This is a genomic window from Actinophytocola sp. KF-1, from assembly GCF_054661535.1.
Genome location: NZ_BAAFVK010000006.1, coordinates 490,216 through 508,056, shown reverse-complemented (window position 1 = coordinate 508,056; position 17,841 = coordinate 490,216). Strand labels below are relative to the sequence as shown.

The following is a 17,841-nucleotide window of genomic DNA, read 5'->3' as shown; positions in this document are numbered from 1 at the left end:
TTCCTGGCGAGCATGCCGTTGGAAGGAAACCAATGAGTGGTGGCGGTACGGACTCCGGGAACTAGCTCAACTTGCCGGATTGTCTACGTTCTTTGTAGCAACAGGGACCGCCCCGCAACATTGGAGGCGGTCCCTGTTGCTGTCGCGCTTTCCGGACAACACGCCGCCGCGATCTTGACAGTCCGTCACGCATGTGGGTGACTCTGCGATCACCTGATCGAGGGTCGCAGTGTTGCGGGAGGTCGGTCGATGCGTGGTGGGGCTGTTGCGGGCGTCCTGGTGCTGCTCACGCTGGTGTCCGGCTGCGAGCCCACCGACGGGTCGGTCTACGTGCCCGGGTCGTACACGGTGCGGGAGTCCGGGGTCCGGCTGCGCACCGGACCCGCGGCCTGCAACGACACCCCCGGCACGGGGAACTGCCCGAACGTCATCGCCGGGCTTGAGCCCGGGGACCACCTCTACCCCGTGTGCCAGAGCAAGGGGCAGCTCGTCGGGCGGAACTCCTGGTGGGTCTTCGTCGACGCGCCGAGTGGGAACCGGGGGTGGGTGGCCAGCTGGTTCCTGACCTGCCCCACCAACCGGCTCCCCGAGGTGGACCTGTGCACCGCCGCTGACTTCGACTAGCCGAACAGCTTCGGCAGCGTGCCTTCCCAGACCTCCGACAACTCCGCCAGCGGCAGGTCGCCGACGCCCTCGATGCGCAGCGACGACTCCGCCGACACCGTGCCCAGCCTGGTCCACGGCAGCCCGGCCGCGTCGCAGCGGGCCGTGAACGCGTCCGGGTCCGGCACCGACACCAGCACTCGCGCCGACGACTCGCTGAACAGCGCCACGAACGGGTCGCCGGTCAGCTCCACGTCGCAGCCGCGGCCCGTCACCAGGCACGACTCCACCAGCGCCTGCGCGAGGCCGCCCTCGGACAGGTCGTGTGCCGCCGTGACGCCGCCGTCGCGCAGGACCGTGGCGATCACGGCTTCACGCTCGAGGTTCACGGCCGGGGGTCGCCCACCCAGGTGGCCGTGCACGACGTGTGCCCATTCCGAGCCGGCCAGTTCGTCGTGGGTCTCGCCCAGCAGGACCAGGGTGTCGCCCACCGCACCCAGGCCGGTCGGGATGCGTGCCGCCACGTCGTCGATCACGCCGAGGACGCCCACCACCGGCGTCGGCAGGATCGCCGTCGTGCCGGTCTGGTTGTAGAAGCTCACGTTGCCGCCGGTCACCGGGATGCCCAGCGCGACACAGCCGTCCGCCAGGCCGCGCACGGCCTGCTGGAACTGCCACATCACCCCCGGGTCCTCCGGCGAACCGAAGTTGAGGCAGTTCGTGACCGCCACCGGCCGGGCGCCCGACACCGCGACGTTCCGGTACGCCTCCGCCAGCGCCAGCTGCGCGCCCGCGTACGGGTCGAGGTAGGTGTAGCGGCCGTTGCAGTCACAGGAAATCGCGACGCCGCGGCCCGTGGACTCGTCGATGCGGATCATGCCCGAGTCCGACGGCTGCGCCAGCACGGTCCCACCGCGGACGTACCGGTCGTACTGCTCGGTGACCCACCGGCGTGACGACAGGTTCGGCGAACCGGCCATGCGCACGATCTCCGCCCGCAGCTCGTCCGAAGTGGACGGACGGGTCAGGCCGGCCGGGTCGTTCGCGATGACATCGTCCTGCACCGACGGCCGTTCGACCGGGCGCTCGTACACCGGGCCCTCGTGCGCGACCGTGCGCGGCGGCACGTCGACCACGGTCTCGCCGTGCCACGTGATGACCAGCCGGTCGCCCTCGGTGACCTCGCCGATCTCCGTCGCGATGACGTCCCACTTGCGGCACACGCGCATGAACGCGTCCACATCGGACGGACGGACCACCGCGCACATGCGTTCCTGCGACTCCGACGACAGGATCTCCGCGGGCGTCATCCCCGTGGCACGCAACGGAACCCGCTCGAGGTACACGTGCATGCCGCCGTCGCCTGCCGACGCCAGCTCCGACGTCGCGCACGACAGGCCGGCGCCGCCGAGGTCCTGGATGCCGACGACGATGCCCTCCCGGAACAGCTCCAGGCAGCACTCGATCAGCACCTTCTCGGTGAACGGGTCGCCCACCTGCACGCTCGGCAGCTTCTTGCGCCCGCTGCCGCCCTCGTCACCCGCGAACGTGTCCGACGCCAGCACGGACACGCCGCCGATGCCGTCGAGACCGGTCCGCGCACCGAACAGGATCACCTTGTTGCCGGTGCCGGAGGCGTGCGCGAGGTGCAGGTCCTCGACCCGCATCGCACCCACGCACAGCGCGTTGACCAGCGGGTTCCCCTGGTACGACGGGTCGAACACGACCTCGCCGCCGATGTTGGGCAGGCCGAGGCAGTTGCCGTAGCCGCCGACGCCCGCGACCACGCCGGGCAGCACGCGCCGGGTGTCGGGCGCGTCCGCGGCGCCGAACCGCAGCGGGTCCATGACCGCGAGCGGCCGGGCGCCCATCGCGAGGATGTCACGCACGATGCCGCCGACGCCGGTCGCCGCGCCCTGGTAGGGCTCCACATAGGACGGGTGGTTGTGCGACTCGACCTTGAACGTGATGGCCCATCCGTCGCCGATGTCGACCACACCGGCGTTCTCGCCGATGCCCGCGAGCATCTTCTCGCGCATCTCGTCGGTCGTGGTCTCGCCGAAGTACTTGAGGTGCACCTTCGACGACTTGTACGAGCAGTGCTCGGACCACATCACCGAGTACATGGCCAGCTCGGCGTCGGTCGGGCGGCGGCCGAGGATCTCGCGGATGCGGGCGTACTCGTCGTCCTTGAGGCCCAGCTCGCGGTACGGCTGCGGGGTGTCCGGAGTGGACGCGGCGTGCGACGTGGTGTCGACGGGAACGGTCGTCGTCATGCCAGCACCGTCCCCAGGACCGAGCGGAACATCGCGAGGCCGTCGTCGCCGGGGCCGGTCAGCGCGTCGATCGCGTGCTCCGGGTGCGGCATGAGGCCCACGATCCGGCCGTCCGCCGACGAGATGCCCGCGATGTCGGACAGCGACCCGTTCGGGTTGACGTCCACGTACCGGAACACCACCCGGCCCTCGCCCTCCAGCTCATCCACAGTGGACTTGGCGGCGGCGTAGCGGCCGTCCATGTTCTTCACCGGGATGACGATCTCGGCGCCCTCGGCATAGCCGTTCGTCCACGCCGTGGACGACCGCTCGACGCGCAGCTTCTGGTCGCGGCACACGAAGTGCAGGCCCGCGTTGCGCAGCAGCGCACCCGGCAGCAGCCCCGCCTCGCACAGGATCTGGAAGCCGTTGCAGATGCCGAGCACCGGCATGCCGCCGCGGGCCGCGGTGACGACCTCGCCCATGACCGGCGCGAACCGGGCGATGGCGCCGGCCCGCAGGTAGTCGCCGTAGGAGAACCCGCCGGGGACGATCACGGCGTCCACGCCGCGCAGGTCCGCGTCCCCGTGCCAGAGCGCGACAGGCTCGCCGCCCGCGTACCGGACGGCACGGGCCGCGTCGGTGTCGTCCAGTGTGCCGGGGAAGGTGATGACCCCTACCCGGCTCACGACAGCCTCCGGACCACGAAGTCCTCGATCACCGGGTTCGACAGGAACCCCTCGGCGATCTTGGCGAGCGTCTCGTCGTCGACGGTGTCGTCGACTTCCAGCTCGAAGTGCTTGCCCTGGCGGACATCGGAGATTCCGGTGAAGCCGAGGCGGGGAAGGGCGTTGGCCACGGCCTGACCCTGCGGGTCGAGGATCTCGGGCTTGGGCATGACGTCGACGACGACTCGGGCCACGACAGGCAGCTCCCGGTTAGGTGGAGTCGGTACGCCGCGAGACTACCTGAGCTGCGCGTTCACCCGATCGGTCGAGTCCGCCGTCCACGACGCGAGCAGGCGAAGTGCCTCTTCGTCGGGTGTGCCCGGATCGGCGACCTGGCAGACGAGTGACACGTCCGGGGCATCGGCGGCCCGGAAAGCCTCGTACCGCAAGTAGAACTCGCCGACGACCGGGTGCCGGTACAGGTGCCCGCCGCGGGTCTTCTCCCGCACGTGGTGGCTCGCCCAGAGCCGCGCGAACTCGGGACTGCGCATGCTCAGCTCGCCGACGATCGTGGCGAGTCTCTCATCGTCCGGGGTCCGGCCCGCCTCCATCCGCAGCTGGGAGACCAGGTCACGGGCCTTGCACTCCCACTGCACGAACCGCGACGCGACCTCCTCGTGCAGGAACACGAGCCGCGGCATGTTCCGCTCCTCCGGCGGCAACGCACCGAAGTCGATCAGCAACGCCGCGGAGAGGGCGTTCCACGCGAGCACGTCACCGTGGCGGCTGTAGATCGCGGCCGGGACGGTCACGTTGTCGAGCACCGTCTGGAAGGTCGCGGGCACCTGGGTGCTCCTCGGCTCGGCCGCCCGCCCCGGCCGGGCGAGGTTGTGCAGGTAGCGGCGCTCGGTCGGGTCCAGCGCGAGCGCGGTCGCGACGGCGTCCACGACCTCGGCGGACGGGTTGCGCAACCGGCCCTGCTCGAGGCGCACGTAGTAGTCGACCGACAGCGCGGCGGCCTGCGCCAGCTCCTCGCGCCGCAGTCCCGGCACGCGCCGGCGGCCGCCGACGGGTGTCAGCCCCAGGTCCTCCGGCTGCCTGCGCCCGCGCCGCGACCGGAGGAACTCGCCCAGCTCAGCCTTGCGATCCACGTCGTCGAGTATGGCCGCTCGGCGGCTCGCGAGCCTGGGTCTGTCAGACCCACGGTCGCACCGACGACTGGGTAAGCCGCCGCGGCGGGCGAAGCATCGGAACCGTTCCTGATTCGGAAAGGGAGATCGATGCGATCGCTTCTCATCACCGCCGCGCTGGTGGCGGGGCTGGTCGGGGCCGCGCCCGCCGCGGACGCCACGACACGGGGACTGCCGCCGGTGCTGTCGCCCTCGGCCGGGAACCAGTTCCCGGAGGGGGTGGCGTGGGACCCGTCGCGGCAGTCGCTGCTGGTGGGGTCGCTGACGCGGCCCGCGCTGGTCACCGCCGTCGGGCGGGACGGGGTCAACCGGACCGTCGTGTCCGACCCCGGGCTGCCGGGGTTCGTCGGCATGAAGGTCGACGCGGCCCGGCGGCGGATCGTGGCCGTGTACGGCAACCCGCAGGTGCCGGGCGTCAGCGGGCTCGCCGTGTACGACCTGGTCACGGGGGCGCGGGAGCGGCTCGTCGACCTGGCGGGCGGCACGAACGCGGCCAACGACGTGGCGCTCGACCCGGCCGGCAACGCGTACGTGACCGACGCGGGCTCCGGCGCCGTCTACGGGTCGATCTCGCCGGGCACGTGTCGACGCTGGTCAGCGACCCACGGCTGGGGCCGTCGATCGGCGCCAACGGGATCGTGTGGCACCCCGGGGGCTACCTCGTCGTCGGCAACTACACGACCGGTCGCCTGTACCGCGTCGACCGAGGACGGCTGACCGAGCTGTGGCTGCCGCGGCCGCTCGTCGGCGCGGACGGCATCGCGCTGCGGCCGGACGGCACGCTCGTCGTGGTCACCAACCAGCTCGCCGGACTGCCCGGTTCCGCACCGGCGGTGCACGAGCTGGCGCTGGCCGGGCGGTTCGCGGTGCCGCTGCGGACGACCGCGTGGCCGGACCCGGCGCCGACGACCGCGGCGGTCACGCCGTACGGCACCTACGTGGTGGACGGCAGGCTCGACGCGTTCCTGGCCGGCGGTTCGGCCGACGGTTTCGTCCTGCGGCGGCTGTAGGCAGTTCGCCCAGCGCGAGATCGCTGGCGGTGTGCCCGTCGCCGGGACAGGGTGGGCGGCATGCGGATTCTGGTGCTGGGAGGAACGATCTTCGTCGGGCACGCCGTCGCGGTCGAGGGGTCGCGGCGGGGGCACGACGTGGTGTGCGCGGCGCGGGGCGAGTCCGGCGCGGTCCCGGACGGGACGACCCTGGTGAAGGTCGACCGGGACGCCGAGGACGGCCTCGCGCCGCTCGCCGGCGAGCGGTTCGACGCGGTCGTGGACGTGGCACCGCTGTCGTACCCGTGGGTGCGGCGTGCGCTCGACGCGTTCGGCGACGCGGGCCACTGGACGTTCGTGTCGACGATCAACGTGTACGCGGACAACGCCACCCCGGGCCAGACCCCGGCGACCGGCGCGCTGGTCCCGGCGCTGGAGGAGCACGCGACCCGCGAGGAGATGGCGGCCCGCGGTGAGGACGGCGTGCTGCTGTACGGCGGCATCAAGGTCGCGAGCGAGAACGCGGTGCGGTCGGCGATGGGTGACCGTGCGTTTGTGGTCCGGCCCGGGCTGGTCACCGGATCGTGGGACCGCAGCGACCGGTTCGGGTACTGGCCGGGCCGGTTCGCGCGCGGCGGCCGCGTGCTGGTGCCGGACTCGGCGTCGCCGATCCAGATCATCGACGTGAAGGACTTCGCGCGGTGGATCGTCGACGCCGCCGAGCACGGCACGACCGGCACGTACGACGCGGTCGGTCCGCACCGCCCGCTGCTCGAGATGCTCGAGGAGATCGCGGCCGTCGTCGGGTTCGACGGCGAACTCGTGAAGGCGTCACCCGAGTGGCTGACCTCGGAAGGGGTGAACCCGTGGGCGGGCCCGAGGTCGCTGCCGCTGTGGCTGCCGCCGGAGTACGAGGGCCTGAAGACCCACGACCCGGCCCCGTCCGTCGCGGCGGGTCTGCGGTTCGCGCCGTTCGCGGACGCGGTGCTCGACGCGCTGGCGCGGGAGCGGGAGCTGGGCCTCGACCGCGAGCGGAAGGCGGGGCTGTCGCCCGCGGAGGAAGAAGAACTACTCGCGAAGCTGTAGCCGAAGTGGCAGGGTCGGGGGATGGCCGAGTCCTTCGACTACGTGGTGATCGGTGCCGGCAGCGCGGGGTGCGTGCTCGCGAACCGGCTGAGCGAGGACGAGGCGGCCAGGGTGCTGCTCCTCGAGGCGGGCGGTGACGACGACGTCGACGAGGTGCGGATGCCCGTCGCGTTCTCGACGCTGTTCAAGACCAGGTACGACTGGAACTACGAGACGGTCGACCAGAAAGGTCTCGGCGACCGCCCGGCGTACTGGCCGAGGGCCAAGATGCTGGGCGGCTGCTCGTCGATGAACGCGATGATCTACATCCGCGGCAACCGGGCGGACTACGACGCGTGGCCGGCGGGCTGGAAGTACGACGAGGTGCTGCCGTACTTCAAGAAGGCCGAGCACAACACGCGGCTGGCCGGGCCATACCACGGCACGGACGGGCCGCTGCACGTCGAGGACCGCAGGTACACCCACGAGCTGTCGCACGCGTGGGTCGAGTCGGCGGTCACGTGGGGCATGAAGCCGACGGACGACTTCAACGGCGAGACGCAGGAGGGTGCGGGCCTGTACCAGGTCACGTGCCGCAACGGTCGCCGCTGGTCCACGGCCGACGCCTACCTGCGGCCCGCCATGAAGCGGTCGAACCTGACCGTGCGCACCCACGCCCTGGTGAACCGGATCGTGATCACCGGCGGCCGCGCGACCGCGGTCGCGTACTCGCGCCACGGCGAGGAGTTCGAGGTGGGCGCGACGAGCGAGATCCTCCTGTGCGGCGGCGCGGTGAACTCGCCGCAGGTGCTCATGCTGTCCGGCGTGGGCCCGGCGTCCCACCTCGGCGAGCTCGGCATCGAGGTCGTCGCCAACCTGCCCGTGGGCGACAACCTGCAGGACCACCCGGCGGCGGGATTGCTGTGGCGCACCAGGGGGACGACGGACCTGGTGAACCTCGTGACCCCGGGCAGACTGCTCCGCTGGCAGGCAACGGGCCGTGGCCCGCTCGCGTCGAACGTCGGCGAGGCGGGCGCGTTCTTCCACACGCGTGACGGGTTGCCCGCACCGGACATGCAGGTCCACGTCGCGCCGACCCTGTTCTACGACAACGGGATGCGTGAACCGACCGTGCCGGGCTTCACGGCGGGCGCGACGCTGGTGGACGTGACGTCGCGGGGGCGGCTGCGCCTGAAGTCGGCCGACCCGAGGTGGCGCCCGCTGATCGACCCGGCGTACTACGACGACCCGACGGACCTCGATGCCATCCTCGCCGCGGTGCGCACGCTGCGGGAGATCGGCGAGACCGGTCCGCTGGCGAAGTACCTGGAGGCCCCGTTCCTCCCGGCCATCGAGAACCCGACCGACGACGACCTGGTGGAACACATCAGGGCGGTCACGCAGACGCTCTACCACCCGGTCGGCACGTGCGCGATGGGTGCCGTGGTCGATGCCGAGCTGAAGGTGCAGGGGGTGGACGGGCTGCGCGTCGTGGACGCGTCGGTGATGCCCAGCGTGCCGAGGGGCAACACCAACGCGCCGACCATCATGATCGCGGAGAAGGTGGCTGACCTGGTCAAAGCGGCAAGCTGAGAACGCGTGTTCGATTCATCCCCAGGGTTGTCCACACCTGTGGACAACTTTCCCGGGGGTGTCGGTGGGGTGCCGTAGGCTGGAAACCGGGGGCCGGAGGCCGCCGCATTGGGTGCGGCGACGCCGAACCCGGCTCTCTGATCAGGTAACCGCCGTGGGTGCCGTCCCCTTCGCAGCCCGGGTCGGTGAGCTTGTTCTCCAGCACGACCCGCCGGATGAGGTCGCGTGCCGGTCGCCGTCGTCCGCGTTCTCGAACCACAGCGCTTCGACCGCGCCGTCGAGGATCAGGTGGCGAATCACCCGCGACGTTGCAGCGCCCGCAGTTGGCGGCGCGCATACGGCGCGGCGTGGCCGGTGTCCATCGCGCGCCGGTACAGGTCAGCCGCTCTTTCCGGGTCGTCGCTGACCAGGCCGAACAGGGCCTTCGGCGTCGCGTCGAGGTGACCGGTGTCGATGGCCTGCTGGTAAACCCGGCGACCAGGTACGCCGCGGTCGGCGCGAGGTCCGAGTGGCTGGTTGCGTTGGCCGCGCGGTCGGCGGCGGGTGCGGTGTCATCGCGCATGGCCAGCGCGTTGACGTGTTCGTACCGCCCGCGAAGCTAAGCCACGACGGGCCGGGGCCCGTCCCGGCGTGGCCTCCGGCCCCCTCGAACCACGCTACGGCATGGGACCGACAGTTCACGGCGACGGCGGCGCGGCTGTGGACAACCGACCGGCCTGTGGACAACCGCCATCGTCGTGGCCGGGACTGTCGGTCCTCCCGGCTACGCTGGTGATCGGGGGCCGGCGGCCGCCCTCAGCGACGCTTGCCGTGCAGCAGCGTGATCAGTTTCGCCACCGTCGCGTCGGTTTTCGCGGTTCGGCTGAATGTCGTCAGCACCAGCGGGGCCTTGAACCGCTGCCGCGCGATCGCCTTCGGGCGGGCGAACTCCTTCAGGCCCTCCGGTCCGTGGATGCGGCCGAACCCGGACTCGCCGATGCCGCCGAACGGCAGCGACGGGATGCCCGCGAAGCTGATCACGCTGTTCACCGACGTCATGCCCGCACGCAGCCGCGCCGCCAGCTCCATGCCGCGCCGCTTCGAGAACACCGTCGACGCCAGGCCGTACTTCGTGTCGTTGGCCTTCGCGATCGCCTCGTCCATGTCGGCGACCTTCGCGATCGTCAGCGTCGGGCCGAACGTCTCCTCGCGCACCGCCTCGGAGTCCTCCGGCACGTCGACCAGCACCGTCGGCTGCACGAACTTGTCGCCGACCGCGTCCTTGCCGCCGACCAGCGCGCGGCCGCCGCGGGCGAGCGCGTCCTGGATGTGCCGCTGGATGATCTTCAGCTGGCCCGGCATCGTGATCGGGCCGATCTTCGCCTCCGGGTCGTCGCCGGCACGCACGTCCTTGGCGATCTTCACGACCTTCGCGACGAAGTCGTCGTAGACGCGTTCGTGCACGTAGACCCGCTCGACGCCGACGCACGTCTGGCCCGCGTTCGACATGCCGCCCCACACCGCGGCGTCGGCGGCCGCGTCGACGTCCGCGTCCGCGTCGACCAGCAGCGCGTCCTTGCCGCCCGCCTCGATCAGCACCGGCGTCAGCGTCTCCGCGCACGCGGCCATGATCTTCTTGCCGGTGCCGGGCGAACCGGTGAACGCGAGCTTGTCCACACCGGACCGGCACAACGCGGCGCCCGTCTCGCCGAAGCCCGTGATCAGCTGGAACACCGGGTGCTCCGGCACGACCTCGGCGAACGAGTCCGCGAGCCACTTGCCGACGCCGGGCGTGTACTCGCTCGGCTTGAACACGACGGCGTTGCCCGCGGCGAGCGCGTACGCGATGGAGCCCATCGGCGTGAACACCGGGTAGTTCCACGGCCCGATGACGCCGACGACCCCGAGCGGCTGGAACTCGACCGACGCCGCGTGGTTGGACATCAGCAGCCCGGCGGACCTGCGCTTGCGGCCCAGCACCTTGGGTGCGTTCTTCGCGGCCCACGCGGTGTGGTCGATCGCGAGGACGATCTCGAGCATGGCGTCGGCGTGCGGCTTGCCGGTCTCGGCGTGCACGACCTCGGCGAGCTGCGCGGCGCGGCGGGTGATGACGCCCTTCCAGCGCTGGAGGCGCTCGGCGCGCCCGGTGAACCCGAGCTCCGCCCACCAGGCCGCGGCACCGCGGGCCCGGGCGACCGCGGCGGCGACGTCGTCCGCCGTGTGCACCGGGTAGGTGCCGACCACCTCGTCGGTCGCGGGGTTCAGCGAGTCGAAGGTGTCCTGCTTCGCTTGCACGGCGGTCATGACGAGCCTCCCAGATCGCGTTCCGCCGCTCAGGCTACCCGTCGGTAGCGTTCGCCGCGACGTTCAGTTGGTTAGCCTGGCTAAGTGCAGATCGTTCACTTCGGGCACTCGTGCGTGCTGCTCAAGACGGATGCCGCCCGGCTGCTCTTCGACCCGGGCACGTACTCGGACGGCTTCGAGCCGACGACCGGCCTGGACGCCATCCTGATCACCCACCAGCACCCGGACCACCTCGACGGCGAGCGGCTGCCCGCGCTCGTGAAGGCCAACCCGGGTGCCGCGCTGGTGTCCGACGAGGACTCGGCGCCGGAGCTGGAGAAGCTCGGCCTCACCCCGACGTCGGTGGCACGGCCCGGCGACACGTTCGAGTTCGGCGGCACCTCGGTCACCGTGGTCGGCGGCAGGCACGCGACCATCCACGAGGACCTGCCGATGCCGGCCAACGCGGGTTACGTCGTCGACGACGGCGCGTTCTACCACCCGGGCGACGCGCTGTTCGTGCCCGAGCAGCGGATCGACGTGCTCGGGCTGCCGATGTCGGCACCGTGGCTGAAGACCGGCGAGATGATCGACTTCCTGCGCGCGGTGGGACCGCGGGTGGCCGTGCCGATCCACGAGGCGCTGCTGTCGGAGATCGGCATGCGGGGGCAGCAGAACTGGATCTCGCGGCTCGCGCCGGACCCGGAGTTCCGGCCGCTACCGAAGGGCGAGCCGGTCGATCTTTGAGGGTTGTCCACAGGTGTGGACAACCCTGTGGATCGAACAGTTGTTCGGCGGGGGCGGCCTCCGGCCCCCGATTTCCAGCGTACCCGCGGGGACCGACAGTGGCCTGCGCCGTGAGGGCAGTTGTCCACAGGGTGGGGAGTTATCCACAGGCCGGTTCCGGCGGGGCGGGATTGTCGGTGGCATGCCGTAGCGTGGTTCGAGGGGGCCGGAGGCCACGCCGCCGCTCGCGCTGCGGGCGATCGGCTTGGCGAGACGCGGCCGGTTGGGGCGGGCTGGTAGGTGGCATCGGACCCGGCGGGGTTGAGCCCGGCGCGGTCAGCTCGCGGGAGAGCGCGACGGATGCGTCGTATCGCGAGAGCCTGGGCGACGGCATCGGACCCGGCGGGGTTCAGCCCGGCATGGTCAGCTCGCGGGAGAGCGCGACGGATGCGTCGTATCGCGAGAGCCTGGGCGACGGCATCAGATCCAGCGGCGTTCAGCCCGGCATGGTCAGCTCCCGGGAGAGCCCGACGGATGCGTCGTATCGCGAGAGCCTGGGCGACGGCATCAGACCCAGCGCCATTCAGCCCGACATGGTCAGCTCCCGGGAGAGCCCGACGGATGGGTCGCATCGCGAGAGCCTGGGCGACGGCATCAGACCCAGCGCCATTCAGCCCGACATGGTCAGCTCCCGGGAGAGCCCGACGGATGCGTCGTATCGCGAGAGCCTGGGCGACGGCATCAGACCCAGCGCCATTCAGCCCGGCATGGCGAGTTCGGGTGAGAGCGCGGCGGTTGGGCGGCGAGGGCTTGGGCGGCGACGCGGGTGACTGGTTCTGCGCAGTGAGGGCTTGAGTAGCGGGACCACGCGGCGGGAGCCCATCCGGCACGACCTGAGCAGCGGGATCTGTGCAGCGGGGTTCTACTGGCGCGACCCACCGTTGCCATCTGGCGGCGCGACCTGGGCAGCCGGGCTCGCCCAGCGGGATCTGGGCAGTGGGGTCTTCGCCCGGGTACCGGGTTTGGGCAGCGCCTCCTGTGTAGCGGGGTCTGGACAGCGCGGCCTCAGCCCGGTGATGGAGCTTGTTGCGCAGTGTCGGCCAGGCCAGGCCCGGCGGTGGGCTTGGTGGGTGGCGTTGCGCGGTCAGACGGCCTGGGCTCGGGTGTGGGTCAGGAGTGCCGGGTAGGTGAGCGGGGTCGCCTCGTGGTGTAGCGCTATGTCGATCGCGTCCAGCAGGGCCTGGCGGGGGCCTGAGCGGGACAGGTCTGCCGTGTCCACTGCGAGGCGGATCAGTTGGTTCTTGCGTGCCGCTCTCGCCGTGCTCATGACCAGGGCGAAGCACCACCACGGTTCTGTGCGTTCGCCGAAGGCGAAGCCCTGTACTCGTCCTCTGTGGACGTTGTCGGTGCGCAGGTCGCGGATGCCCATCACGTCCGCGCACAGTGTGAAGCCCTTGTGGCGCAGGGCCAGCAGGGTGCCCGGGGACGCCACCCAGCGCGGGGGGACGAAGGCGTCCGTCGTCATGTCCAGGCGTTCCATGGTCGTCGACGCGGCTGTGAGGCGTAGCTTCGCCTCGTGGGCCGGCAGGGACGCGAACTCGGCTCTGCGTCGGATGGTGCGGGTCCTCGGGTCCGCCGGGTGGTCGTAGCCGTGTTGGAGCAGTGCGTTGCCCGCGGCTTGTTGCCCGCGCACCCAGTCGAGCACCGCCTTCGGCTGGTCCGCGCCCGCGATTCTCGGGGCGAACAACAGCGAAAGGGGCACGCCCCGGGACGCCAGCTCGTCGCTCAGGGCGGCACTGCGGTCCAGGGTCCATGCGTTGATCCCGGACAGCGACACCATCAGTTGAGCGGTCACGTCCCCATGACGCCATGAGCCGATGACGTCGGCCTGACGGCGAGGTGACATGTCACCGAACTGGGCATCGGTTTCACCCGGAATTCATGCCGTGCACGAGTGCGTGCCATTGTTGGTCATGAGCTACGACTGGATCTCGTTCACGACCGACTACGGCATCGATGACGGGTTCGTCGGGGTCTGCGAAGGGGTCGTCGCTCGGCTCGCGCCCCGGCCGCGGGTCATCCACATCAGCCACACCGTGCCGCCGCAGGACGTTCGGCGTGGGGCCACGATCCTCGCCCAGGCCGTGCCCTACCTGCCGCCCGCCGTGCACTTCGCCGTCGTCGACCCCGGGGTCGGGACCGACCGGCGCGGTGTGGTGATCGTCGCCGCCGAGGGTGTGCTCGTCGGGCCCGACAACGGGTTGCTCGTGCCCGCCGCCGAACTGCTCGGTGGGGTGCGGGCCGCCTACGAGCTGCGCAACCCGGCGTACCAGCTGTCGACCGTGTCGGCGACCTTCCACGGGCGGGACGTGTTCGCGCCCGCCGCCGCGCACCTGGCCGCCGGAGTGCCGGCCGAGGCCTTCGGGCCCGCCGTGGACGCGGCCGACCTCGTGCGGTTCCCGGAGCCGGAAACGTTCGTCGAGCCCGGGAAGCTGACGACCGAGATCCGGTACATCGACACCTTCGGCAACATCCAGCTCGCCGCCACCGGCGCCGACCTCGACGCGAGCGGCGCCGGACCCGGCACCACGGCGCACGCCCACCTCAACGGGCGGTCGGTGAAGGCCACCGTCGGCCGGACGTTCGCCGACGCGATCAACGACGGGTTGATCGTGTACGTCGACTCGGGTGGACGGGTCGCGCTGGCCGTGAACGGCGGGTCCGCGGCCAACGACTTCGGTGGGCGGCCCGGCGATCCGGTGCTGCTGCTGTTCGCGAGGTGACCGGCCGTCCGGGATCCGGCGTGGGGCCCGCCGACCGCGATGTCGGTGGGCGGCCGGTTGTCAGTGCAGCGTGATCTCGTCCCCCACTTCGATCTCGCCCGGGGTCAGTACCGCCACCTTGATGCCGAAGCTCACGCCGCCGTCGGGTTCGCGGCGGTAGTCGGCCAGGGTGCGTAACGGCTCTGGGCCCGCGCGTTCGCCCGTCGGCTGGTCGACCATCGTCACCTGGCAGCGGACGTCCGGCTTCACCCAGCGCAGTCTGGTGGTGCCGATGCTGAACTCGCGGATGCCGTCCTCTGTGTACGGGGTCTGCCAGCCGCTGATCACGATGTTCGGGCGGAACCTGGCCATCGGGACCGGGTCGGCGCCCTTCTCCAGGATGCGGGCGTTCAGGTCGTCCAGGGACGACAGCGACGTGAGGTGCAGTGGTGTTGAGTCCGTGAACGTGATGTCGCCGTGCGCGTCGTCCACCCTGCGCTGGTGGTCCGGGGGCACGCGTACCAGGCGCAACGACTCGCCGACGAGGTCGCTCGCCCACTCGGCTGCCTCGTCGCCCTGGTCGACGCCCTCGCCGTCCCAGACGCCGTGCACGCTCACGGCCAACCGCCTGCCGTCCAGCGCGACGTCCAACGCCAGGCTCTGCACGTCCGGGGCGGACAGCGTCAGCTTCTCCCCGTCCGCGGCCAGGTCCGGCCGGATCACGGACAGCTTCGGGGTGCTGCGCTGGCTGCGGAACACCCCGTCGTCCGCGCGGACGAACATGAACGTGCGGTCGTGCTTCACCCCGGTGGGGAGCACCTGCGCCCGCGTGAGCGGGCCGCCTGCGCAGCCTTTGACCGGGTAGAGCAGAAGATCCGAGACGGTTGCCACGAGAGCGAGACTAGCCGTGGCGGAGGCCCGGGTCAGTGCGGTTTTCCGCACGAAAGTTTGTGGTTGTCCACAATTCTCAGAGGATCGCGCCCGGGACGTACTTCGCCGCGTCGCCGAAGCGGGACACCACGTCCGACACCCGCTTCACCACCGACGCCACCTGCGCGCTCGCCACGCCGGTGAAGGGCAGCCGGTCCGCCAGCAGCGCGTCGAGGGCGTCCCGGTCGAGCGGGACGCGCTCGTCGGCGGCGAGGCGGTCCAGCAGGTCGTTGCGCTCGATGCCCTGCTCACGCATCGCGAGCGCCACCGCGACCGCGTGCTCCTTGATCGCCTCGTGCGCGGTCTCGCGACCGACCCCCGCCTGCACGGACGCCATGAGCACCTTCGTCGTCGCCAGGAACGGCAGGTAGCGGTCCAGCTCGCGGCCGATCACCGCCGGGTAGGCGCCGAACGAGTCCAGCACGGTCAGGAACGTCTCGATCAGGCCGTCCAGCGCGAAGAACGCGTCCGGCAGCGCCACCCTGCGCACCACCGAACAGGACACGTCGCCCTCGTTCCACTGGTCGCCCGCCAGCTCGCCGACCATCGACGCGTAGCCGCGGAGGATCACCGCGAAGCCGTTCACGCGCTCGCTGGACCGGGTGTTCATCTTGTGCGGCATGGCGGACGACCCGACCTGCCCCGGCCGGAAGCCCTCGGTCGCCAGCTCGTGCCCGACCATCAGCCGGATGGTCTTCGCGAGGCTCGACGGCGCCGCCGCCACCTGCACCAGGGCGGACACGATGTCGTAGTCCAGCGACCGCGGGTACACCTGGCCCACGCTGTCGAACACCCGCGAGAAGCCGAGGTAGCCGGCGATCCTGCGCTGCAGCGCGTCCAGCTTGGACTCGTCGCCGCCGAACAGGTCCAGCATGTCCTGCGCGGTGCCGACCGGGCCCTGGATGCCGCGCAGCGGGTACCGCTCGACCAGGTCGTCGAGCCGTTCGAAGGCCACCAGCAGCTCGTCCGCGGCGGACGCGAACCGCTTGCCGAGCGTCGTGGCCTGCGCGGCCACGTTGTGCGAACGGCCGGCCATCACCAGCTCGCTGTGCTCGGTCGCGAGCGTCGCCAGCCGGGCGAGGACCGCGACCGTCCGGTTCCTGATGTGCTCCAGCGACAGCCGGATCTGCAGCTGCTCCACGTTCTCCGTGAGGTCCCGGGAGGTCATGCCCTTGTGGACGTGCTCGTGGCCGGCGAGCGCGTTGAACTCCTCGATGCGGGCCTTGACGTCGTGCAGCGTCACCCGTTCGCGGGCCGCGATCGACTCCAGGTCGACCTGGTCGATCACTCGTTCGTAGTCGGCGACCACACCGTCGGGGACGTCGATGCCGAGTTCGGCCTGCGCCGTGAGCACGGCCAGCCACAGCCTGCGCTCCAGCACGATCTTGTGCTCGGGGGACCACAGCTCGGCCAGCGCCACGGAGGCGTAGCGGCCGGCGAGTACGTTGGGGATGCGCGGCTTGGACGTCACGTTTCGCCAGCTTAACGGGCCCGTCCGGGGCGACCTACAGCGCCAGCGCCGGATCGGTCGCGAGCGCCACCAGCTGAGCCCGCGTCACCGGCAGCGACCGGTGGTAGGCCGACGGGACCGGGCTGGTCATGTCGTAGTTGTAGGCGGCGACCGACACCGCGGCACCCGTGTCGCGGTAGTGGAAGACGGTCTCGATCACGGCCTTCCCCAGGTCGTCGGTCTGCTGGTAGACCGCGCCGCCCGCCTGGTCGGCCATGCGGTGGCAGTTCACCGCACACACCTCCGAGGGCGGCGCCGCGGTGCCCGGCACCCACGTGGTCACCATGATCGAGTACCGGGCGCCCTTGATCGTGACGGTGACGACGGTGTTGAGGCTGGTCTGGCGCGGGTGGATGGCGCCCTCCGCCTCGCCGCCGAACTCGCCGACGACGATCCTGGCCGCGGACGGCAGCAGCACCGGCAGGGTGCCGCGCAGGTGCTCCCGCAGCTCACCGGCACGTGCCCGCAGGTGGTCGACGGAGTAGCGGGCGGGCTGTGCGCTCGGCGCGGGGGGCTGGGTCGCGGCCGGGAACGCCGCGTCGCGGCTCACCGCGGCGGGCACCGCGACCGCGGCCACCGCGACGGCGACCGTGGCGAACCCCACCGCGACCAGGGCTCGGCGGCGGACCTGGCCCCGCGCGGCCGCGATGAGCTCGTCGGGGTCGACGAGCAGCGGCGGCTCGTCGGCCACCGCGTCCAGCAACCCGACCCGGACGTCCTCCTCGCTCACGACGCGACCCTCCCCACCAGCTCCGACACCGACACCCGCAACGCGTCGAGGCCGCGCGCGGTCTGCGACTTGACCGTGCCCTGCGAGCACCCCATGACCTCGGCGGTCTCGGCGACCGTCAGGTCGTCGAAGTAGCGCAACACCAGCACCGCACGCTGCCGGGGCGGCAGCCGCAGCAGGCCCCGGTGGACCAGGTCGCGGGCCCACAGCCGCTCGGGGCTGTCGGCCGGGCCGCGGGCCTCGTCGTGCTGGTCCGGTACGGCCGCCTCGGTCCGCTCGGCGCGCCGCCACGGCCTGCGTTTCTCGTCGAGCCAGGTGCGCAGGAGGACCGTGCGGCCGTAGTTGGTGAGGCTGTCGTCCTTCTGCACCCGCGCCCACGACCGGTAGATCTTGATGAGCGCCATCTGCATGAGGTCCTGCGCGAGGTGCCAGTCACCGCACAGCAGGAACGCCGATCTGCGCAGCCGTGCCGCGTGCTCGACGGCGTAGAGCCGGAAGCTCTCCTCGTCGGCCTGTCGCATGGATCGGTCCCCCCTTCGCCGGTAACTCACGACGCGG

The 17,841-nt window shown here is 71.4% G+C and carries 18 protein-coding genes; 8 read left to right on the top strand and 10 right to left on the bottom strand.

All coding sequences use genetic code 11. The annotated features are described in order from the left end of the window. Positions 1–249: 249 nt before the first annotated feature. Positions 250–624, top strand: coding sequence for an SH3 domain-containing protein (locus ACYQ77_RS21210; protein WP_459713831.1), 375 nt, complete (start codon positions 250–252; stop codon positions 622–624). Here ACYQ77_RS21210 and purL read toward each other — a convergent pair. From purL to ACYQ77_RS21190, 4 genes are read right to left on the bottom strand one after another with little or no spacing between them, the layout of a single operon-like run. Continuing rightward, positions 621–2,879, bottom strand: coding sequence for a phosphoribosylformylglycinamidine synthase subunit PurL (gene purL, locus ACYQ77_RS21205; protein WP_459713828.1), 2,259 nt, complete (start codon positions 2,877–2,879; stop codon positions 621–623). The genes ACYQ77_RS21210 and purL overlap by 4 nt on opposite strands. After that, on the bottom strand, positions 2,876–3,547 hold the full coding sequence (gene purQ, locus ACYQ77_RS21200) for a phosphoribosylformylglycinamidine synthase subunit PurQ (RefSeq protein ID WP_459713826.1): 672 nt from the start codon (positions 3,545–3,547) through the stop codon (positions 2,876–2,878). The genes purL and purQ overlap by 4 nt, the downstream gene beginning before the upstream one ends. Then, positions 3,544–3,780, bottom strand: a complete 237-nt coding sequence (purS, locus tag ACYQ77_RS21195) for a phosphoribosylformylglycinamidine synthase subunit PurS (RefSeq protein ID WP_459713824.1) — start codon at positions 3,778–3,780, stop codon at positions 3,544–3,546. Before purS ends, purQ begins: the two co-directional genes overlap by 4 nt. A gap of 42 nt (positions 3,781–3,822) precedes the next feature. After that, positions 3,823–4,677: a helix-turn-helix transcriptional regulator gene (locus ACYQ77_RS21190; RefSeq protein WP_459713822.1), complete on the bottom strand. Its 855-nt coding sequence runs from the start codon at positions 4,675–4,677 to the stop codon at positions 3,823–3,825. A gap of 129 nt (positions 4,678–4,806) precedes the next feature. Between ACYQ77_RS21190 and ACYQ77_RS21185 the strand changes: the two genes are divergently transcribed. The 4 genes from ACYQ77_RS21185 to ACYQ77_RS21170 are packed head-to-tail and all read left to right on the top strand — an operon-like array spanning position 4,807 to position 8,363. Beyond that, positions 4,807–5,433: a hypothetical protein gene (locus tag ACYQ77_RS21185; RefSeq protein WP_459713820.1), complete on the top strand. Its 627-nt coding sequence runs from the start codon at positions 4,807–4,809 to the stop codon at positions 5,431–5,433. After that, the gene (locus ACYQ77_RS21180) at positions 5,355–5,726 is read left to right on the top strand and encodes a hypothetical protein (RefSeq protein WP_459713818.1); all 372 of its coding nucleotides are present in this window, start codon (positions 5,355–5,357) and stop codon (positions 5,724–5,726) included. The genes ACYQ77_RS21185 and ACYQ77_RS21180 overlap by 79 nt, the downstream gene beginning before the upstream one ends. Before the next feature lie 60 nt (positions 5,727–5,786). Continuing rightward, positions 5,787–6,791 carry an NAD-dependent epimerase/dehydratase family protein gene (locus ACYQ77_RS21175; protein WP_459713816.1) on the top strand — a complete coding sequence of 335 codons (1,005 nt, stop codon included), beginning with the start codon at positions 5,787–5,789 and terminating at the stop codon, positions 6,789–6,791. Positions 6,792–6,812: 21 nt separating this feature from the next. Further along, complete coding sequence (locus ACYQ77_RS21170; RefSeq protein WP_459713814.1) at positions 6,813–8,363, top strand: GMC family oxidoreductase; 1,551 nt, start codon at positions 6,813–6,815, stop codon at positions 8,361–8,363. Between the two features lie 795 nt (positions 8,364–9,158). Here the strand turns inward: ACYQ77_RS21170 and ACYQ77_RS21165 are convergent. Further along, complete coding sequence (locus ACYQ77_RS21165) at positions 9,159–10,646, bottom strand: aldehyde dehydrogenase family protein (protein ID WP_459713812.1); 1,488 nt, start codon at positions 10,644–10,646, stop codon at positions 9,159–9,161. 84 nt (positions 10,647–10,730) lie between these two features. Between ACYQ77_RS21165 and ACYQ77_RS21160 the strand changes: the two genes are divergently transcribed. After that, positions 10,731–11,372 (top strand): MBL fold metallo-hydrolase, encoded by a 642-nt coding sequence (locus ACYQ77_RS21160; RefSeq protein WP_459713810.1) that lies wholly within the window; start codon positions 10,731–10,733, stop codon positions 11,370–11,372. 398 nt (positions 11,373–11,770) lie between these two features. Then, positions 11,771–12,181 (top strand): hypothetical protein, encoded by a 411-nt coding sequence (locus ACYQ77_RS21155; protein WP_459713808.1) that lies wholly within the window; start codon positions 11,771–11,773, stop codon positions 12,179–12,181. Positions 12,182–12,495: 314 nt separating this feature from the next. On the opposite strand, the gene ACYQ77_RS21150 is transcribed toward ACYQ77_RS21155, so the two are convergent. Then, positions 12,496–13,206: a DUF2334 domain-containing protein gene (locus ACYQ77_RS21150; protein WP_459713806.1), complete on the bottom strand. Its 711-nt coding sequence runs from the start codon at positions 13,204–13,206 to the stop codon at positions 12,496–12,498. 118 nt (positions 13,207–13,324) lie between these two features. Here ACYQ77_RS21150 and ACYQ77_RS21145 point away from each other — a divergent pair, with 118 nt between their 5' ends. After that, positions 13,325–14,134, top strand: a complete 810-nt coding sequence (locus tag ACYQ77_RS21145) for an SAM hydrolase/SAM-dependent halogenase family protein (RefSeq protein WP_459713804.1) — start codon at positions 13,325–13,327, stop codon at positions 14,132–14,134. Positions 14,135–14,194: 60 nt separating this feature from the next. Here ACYQ77_RS21145 and ACYQ77_RS21140 read toward each other — a convergent pair whose 3' ends face one another. The 4 genes from ACYQ77_RS21140 to ACYQ77_RS21125 form a co-directional block, all read right to left on the bottom strand. After that, the gene (locus tag ACYQ77_RS21140) at positions 14,195–15,004 is read right to left on the bottom strand and encodes an MOSC domain-containing protein (RefSeq protein ID WP_459713802.1); all 810 of its coding nucleotides are present in this window, start codon (positions 15,002–15,004) and stop codon (positions 14,195–14,197) included. Between the two features lie 76 nt (positions 15,005–15,080). After that, the gene (gene purB, locus ACYQ77_RS21135) at positions 15,081–16,514 is read right to left on the bottom strand and encodes an adenylosuccinate lyase (RefSeq protein ID WP_459713800.1); all 1,434 of its coding nucleotides are present in this window, start codon (positions 16,512–16,514) and stop codon (positions 15,081–15,083) included. 34 nt (positions 16,515–16,548) lie between these two features. Further along, on the bottom strand, positions 16,549–17,283 hold the full coding sequence (locus ACYQ77_RS21130) for a hypothetical protein (protein ID WP_459713799.1): 735 nt from the start codon (positions 17,281–17,283) through the stop codon (positions 16,549–16,551). Beyond that, positions 17,280–17,804: an RNA polymerase sigma factor gene (locus tag ACYQ77_RS21125; protein ID WP_459713797.1), complete on the bottom strand. Its 525-nt coding sequence runs from the start codon at positions 17,802–17,804 to the stop codon at positions 17,280–17,282. The genes ACYQ77_RS21130 and ACYQ77_RS21125 overlap by 4 nt, the downstream gene beginning before the upstream one ends. Positions 17,805–17,841: the final 37 nt, after the last annotated feature.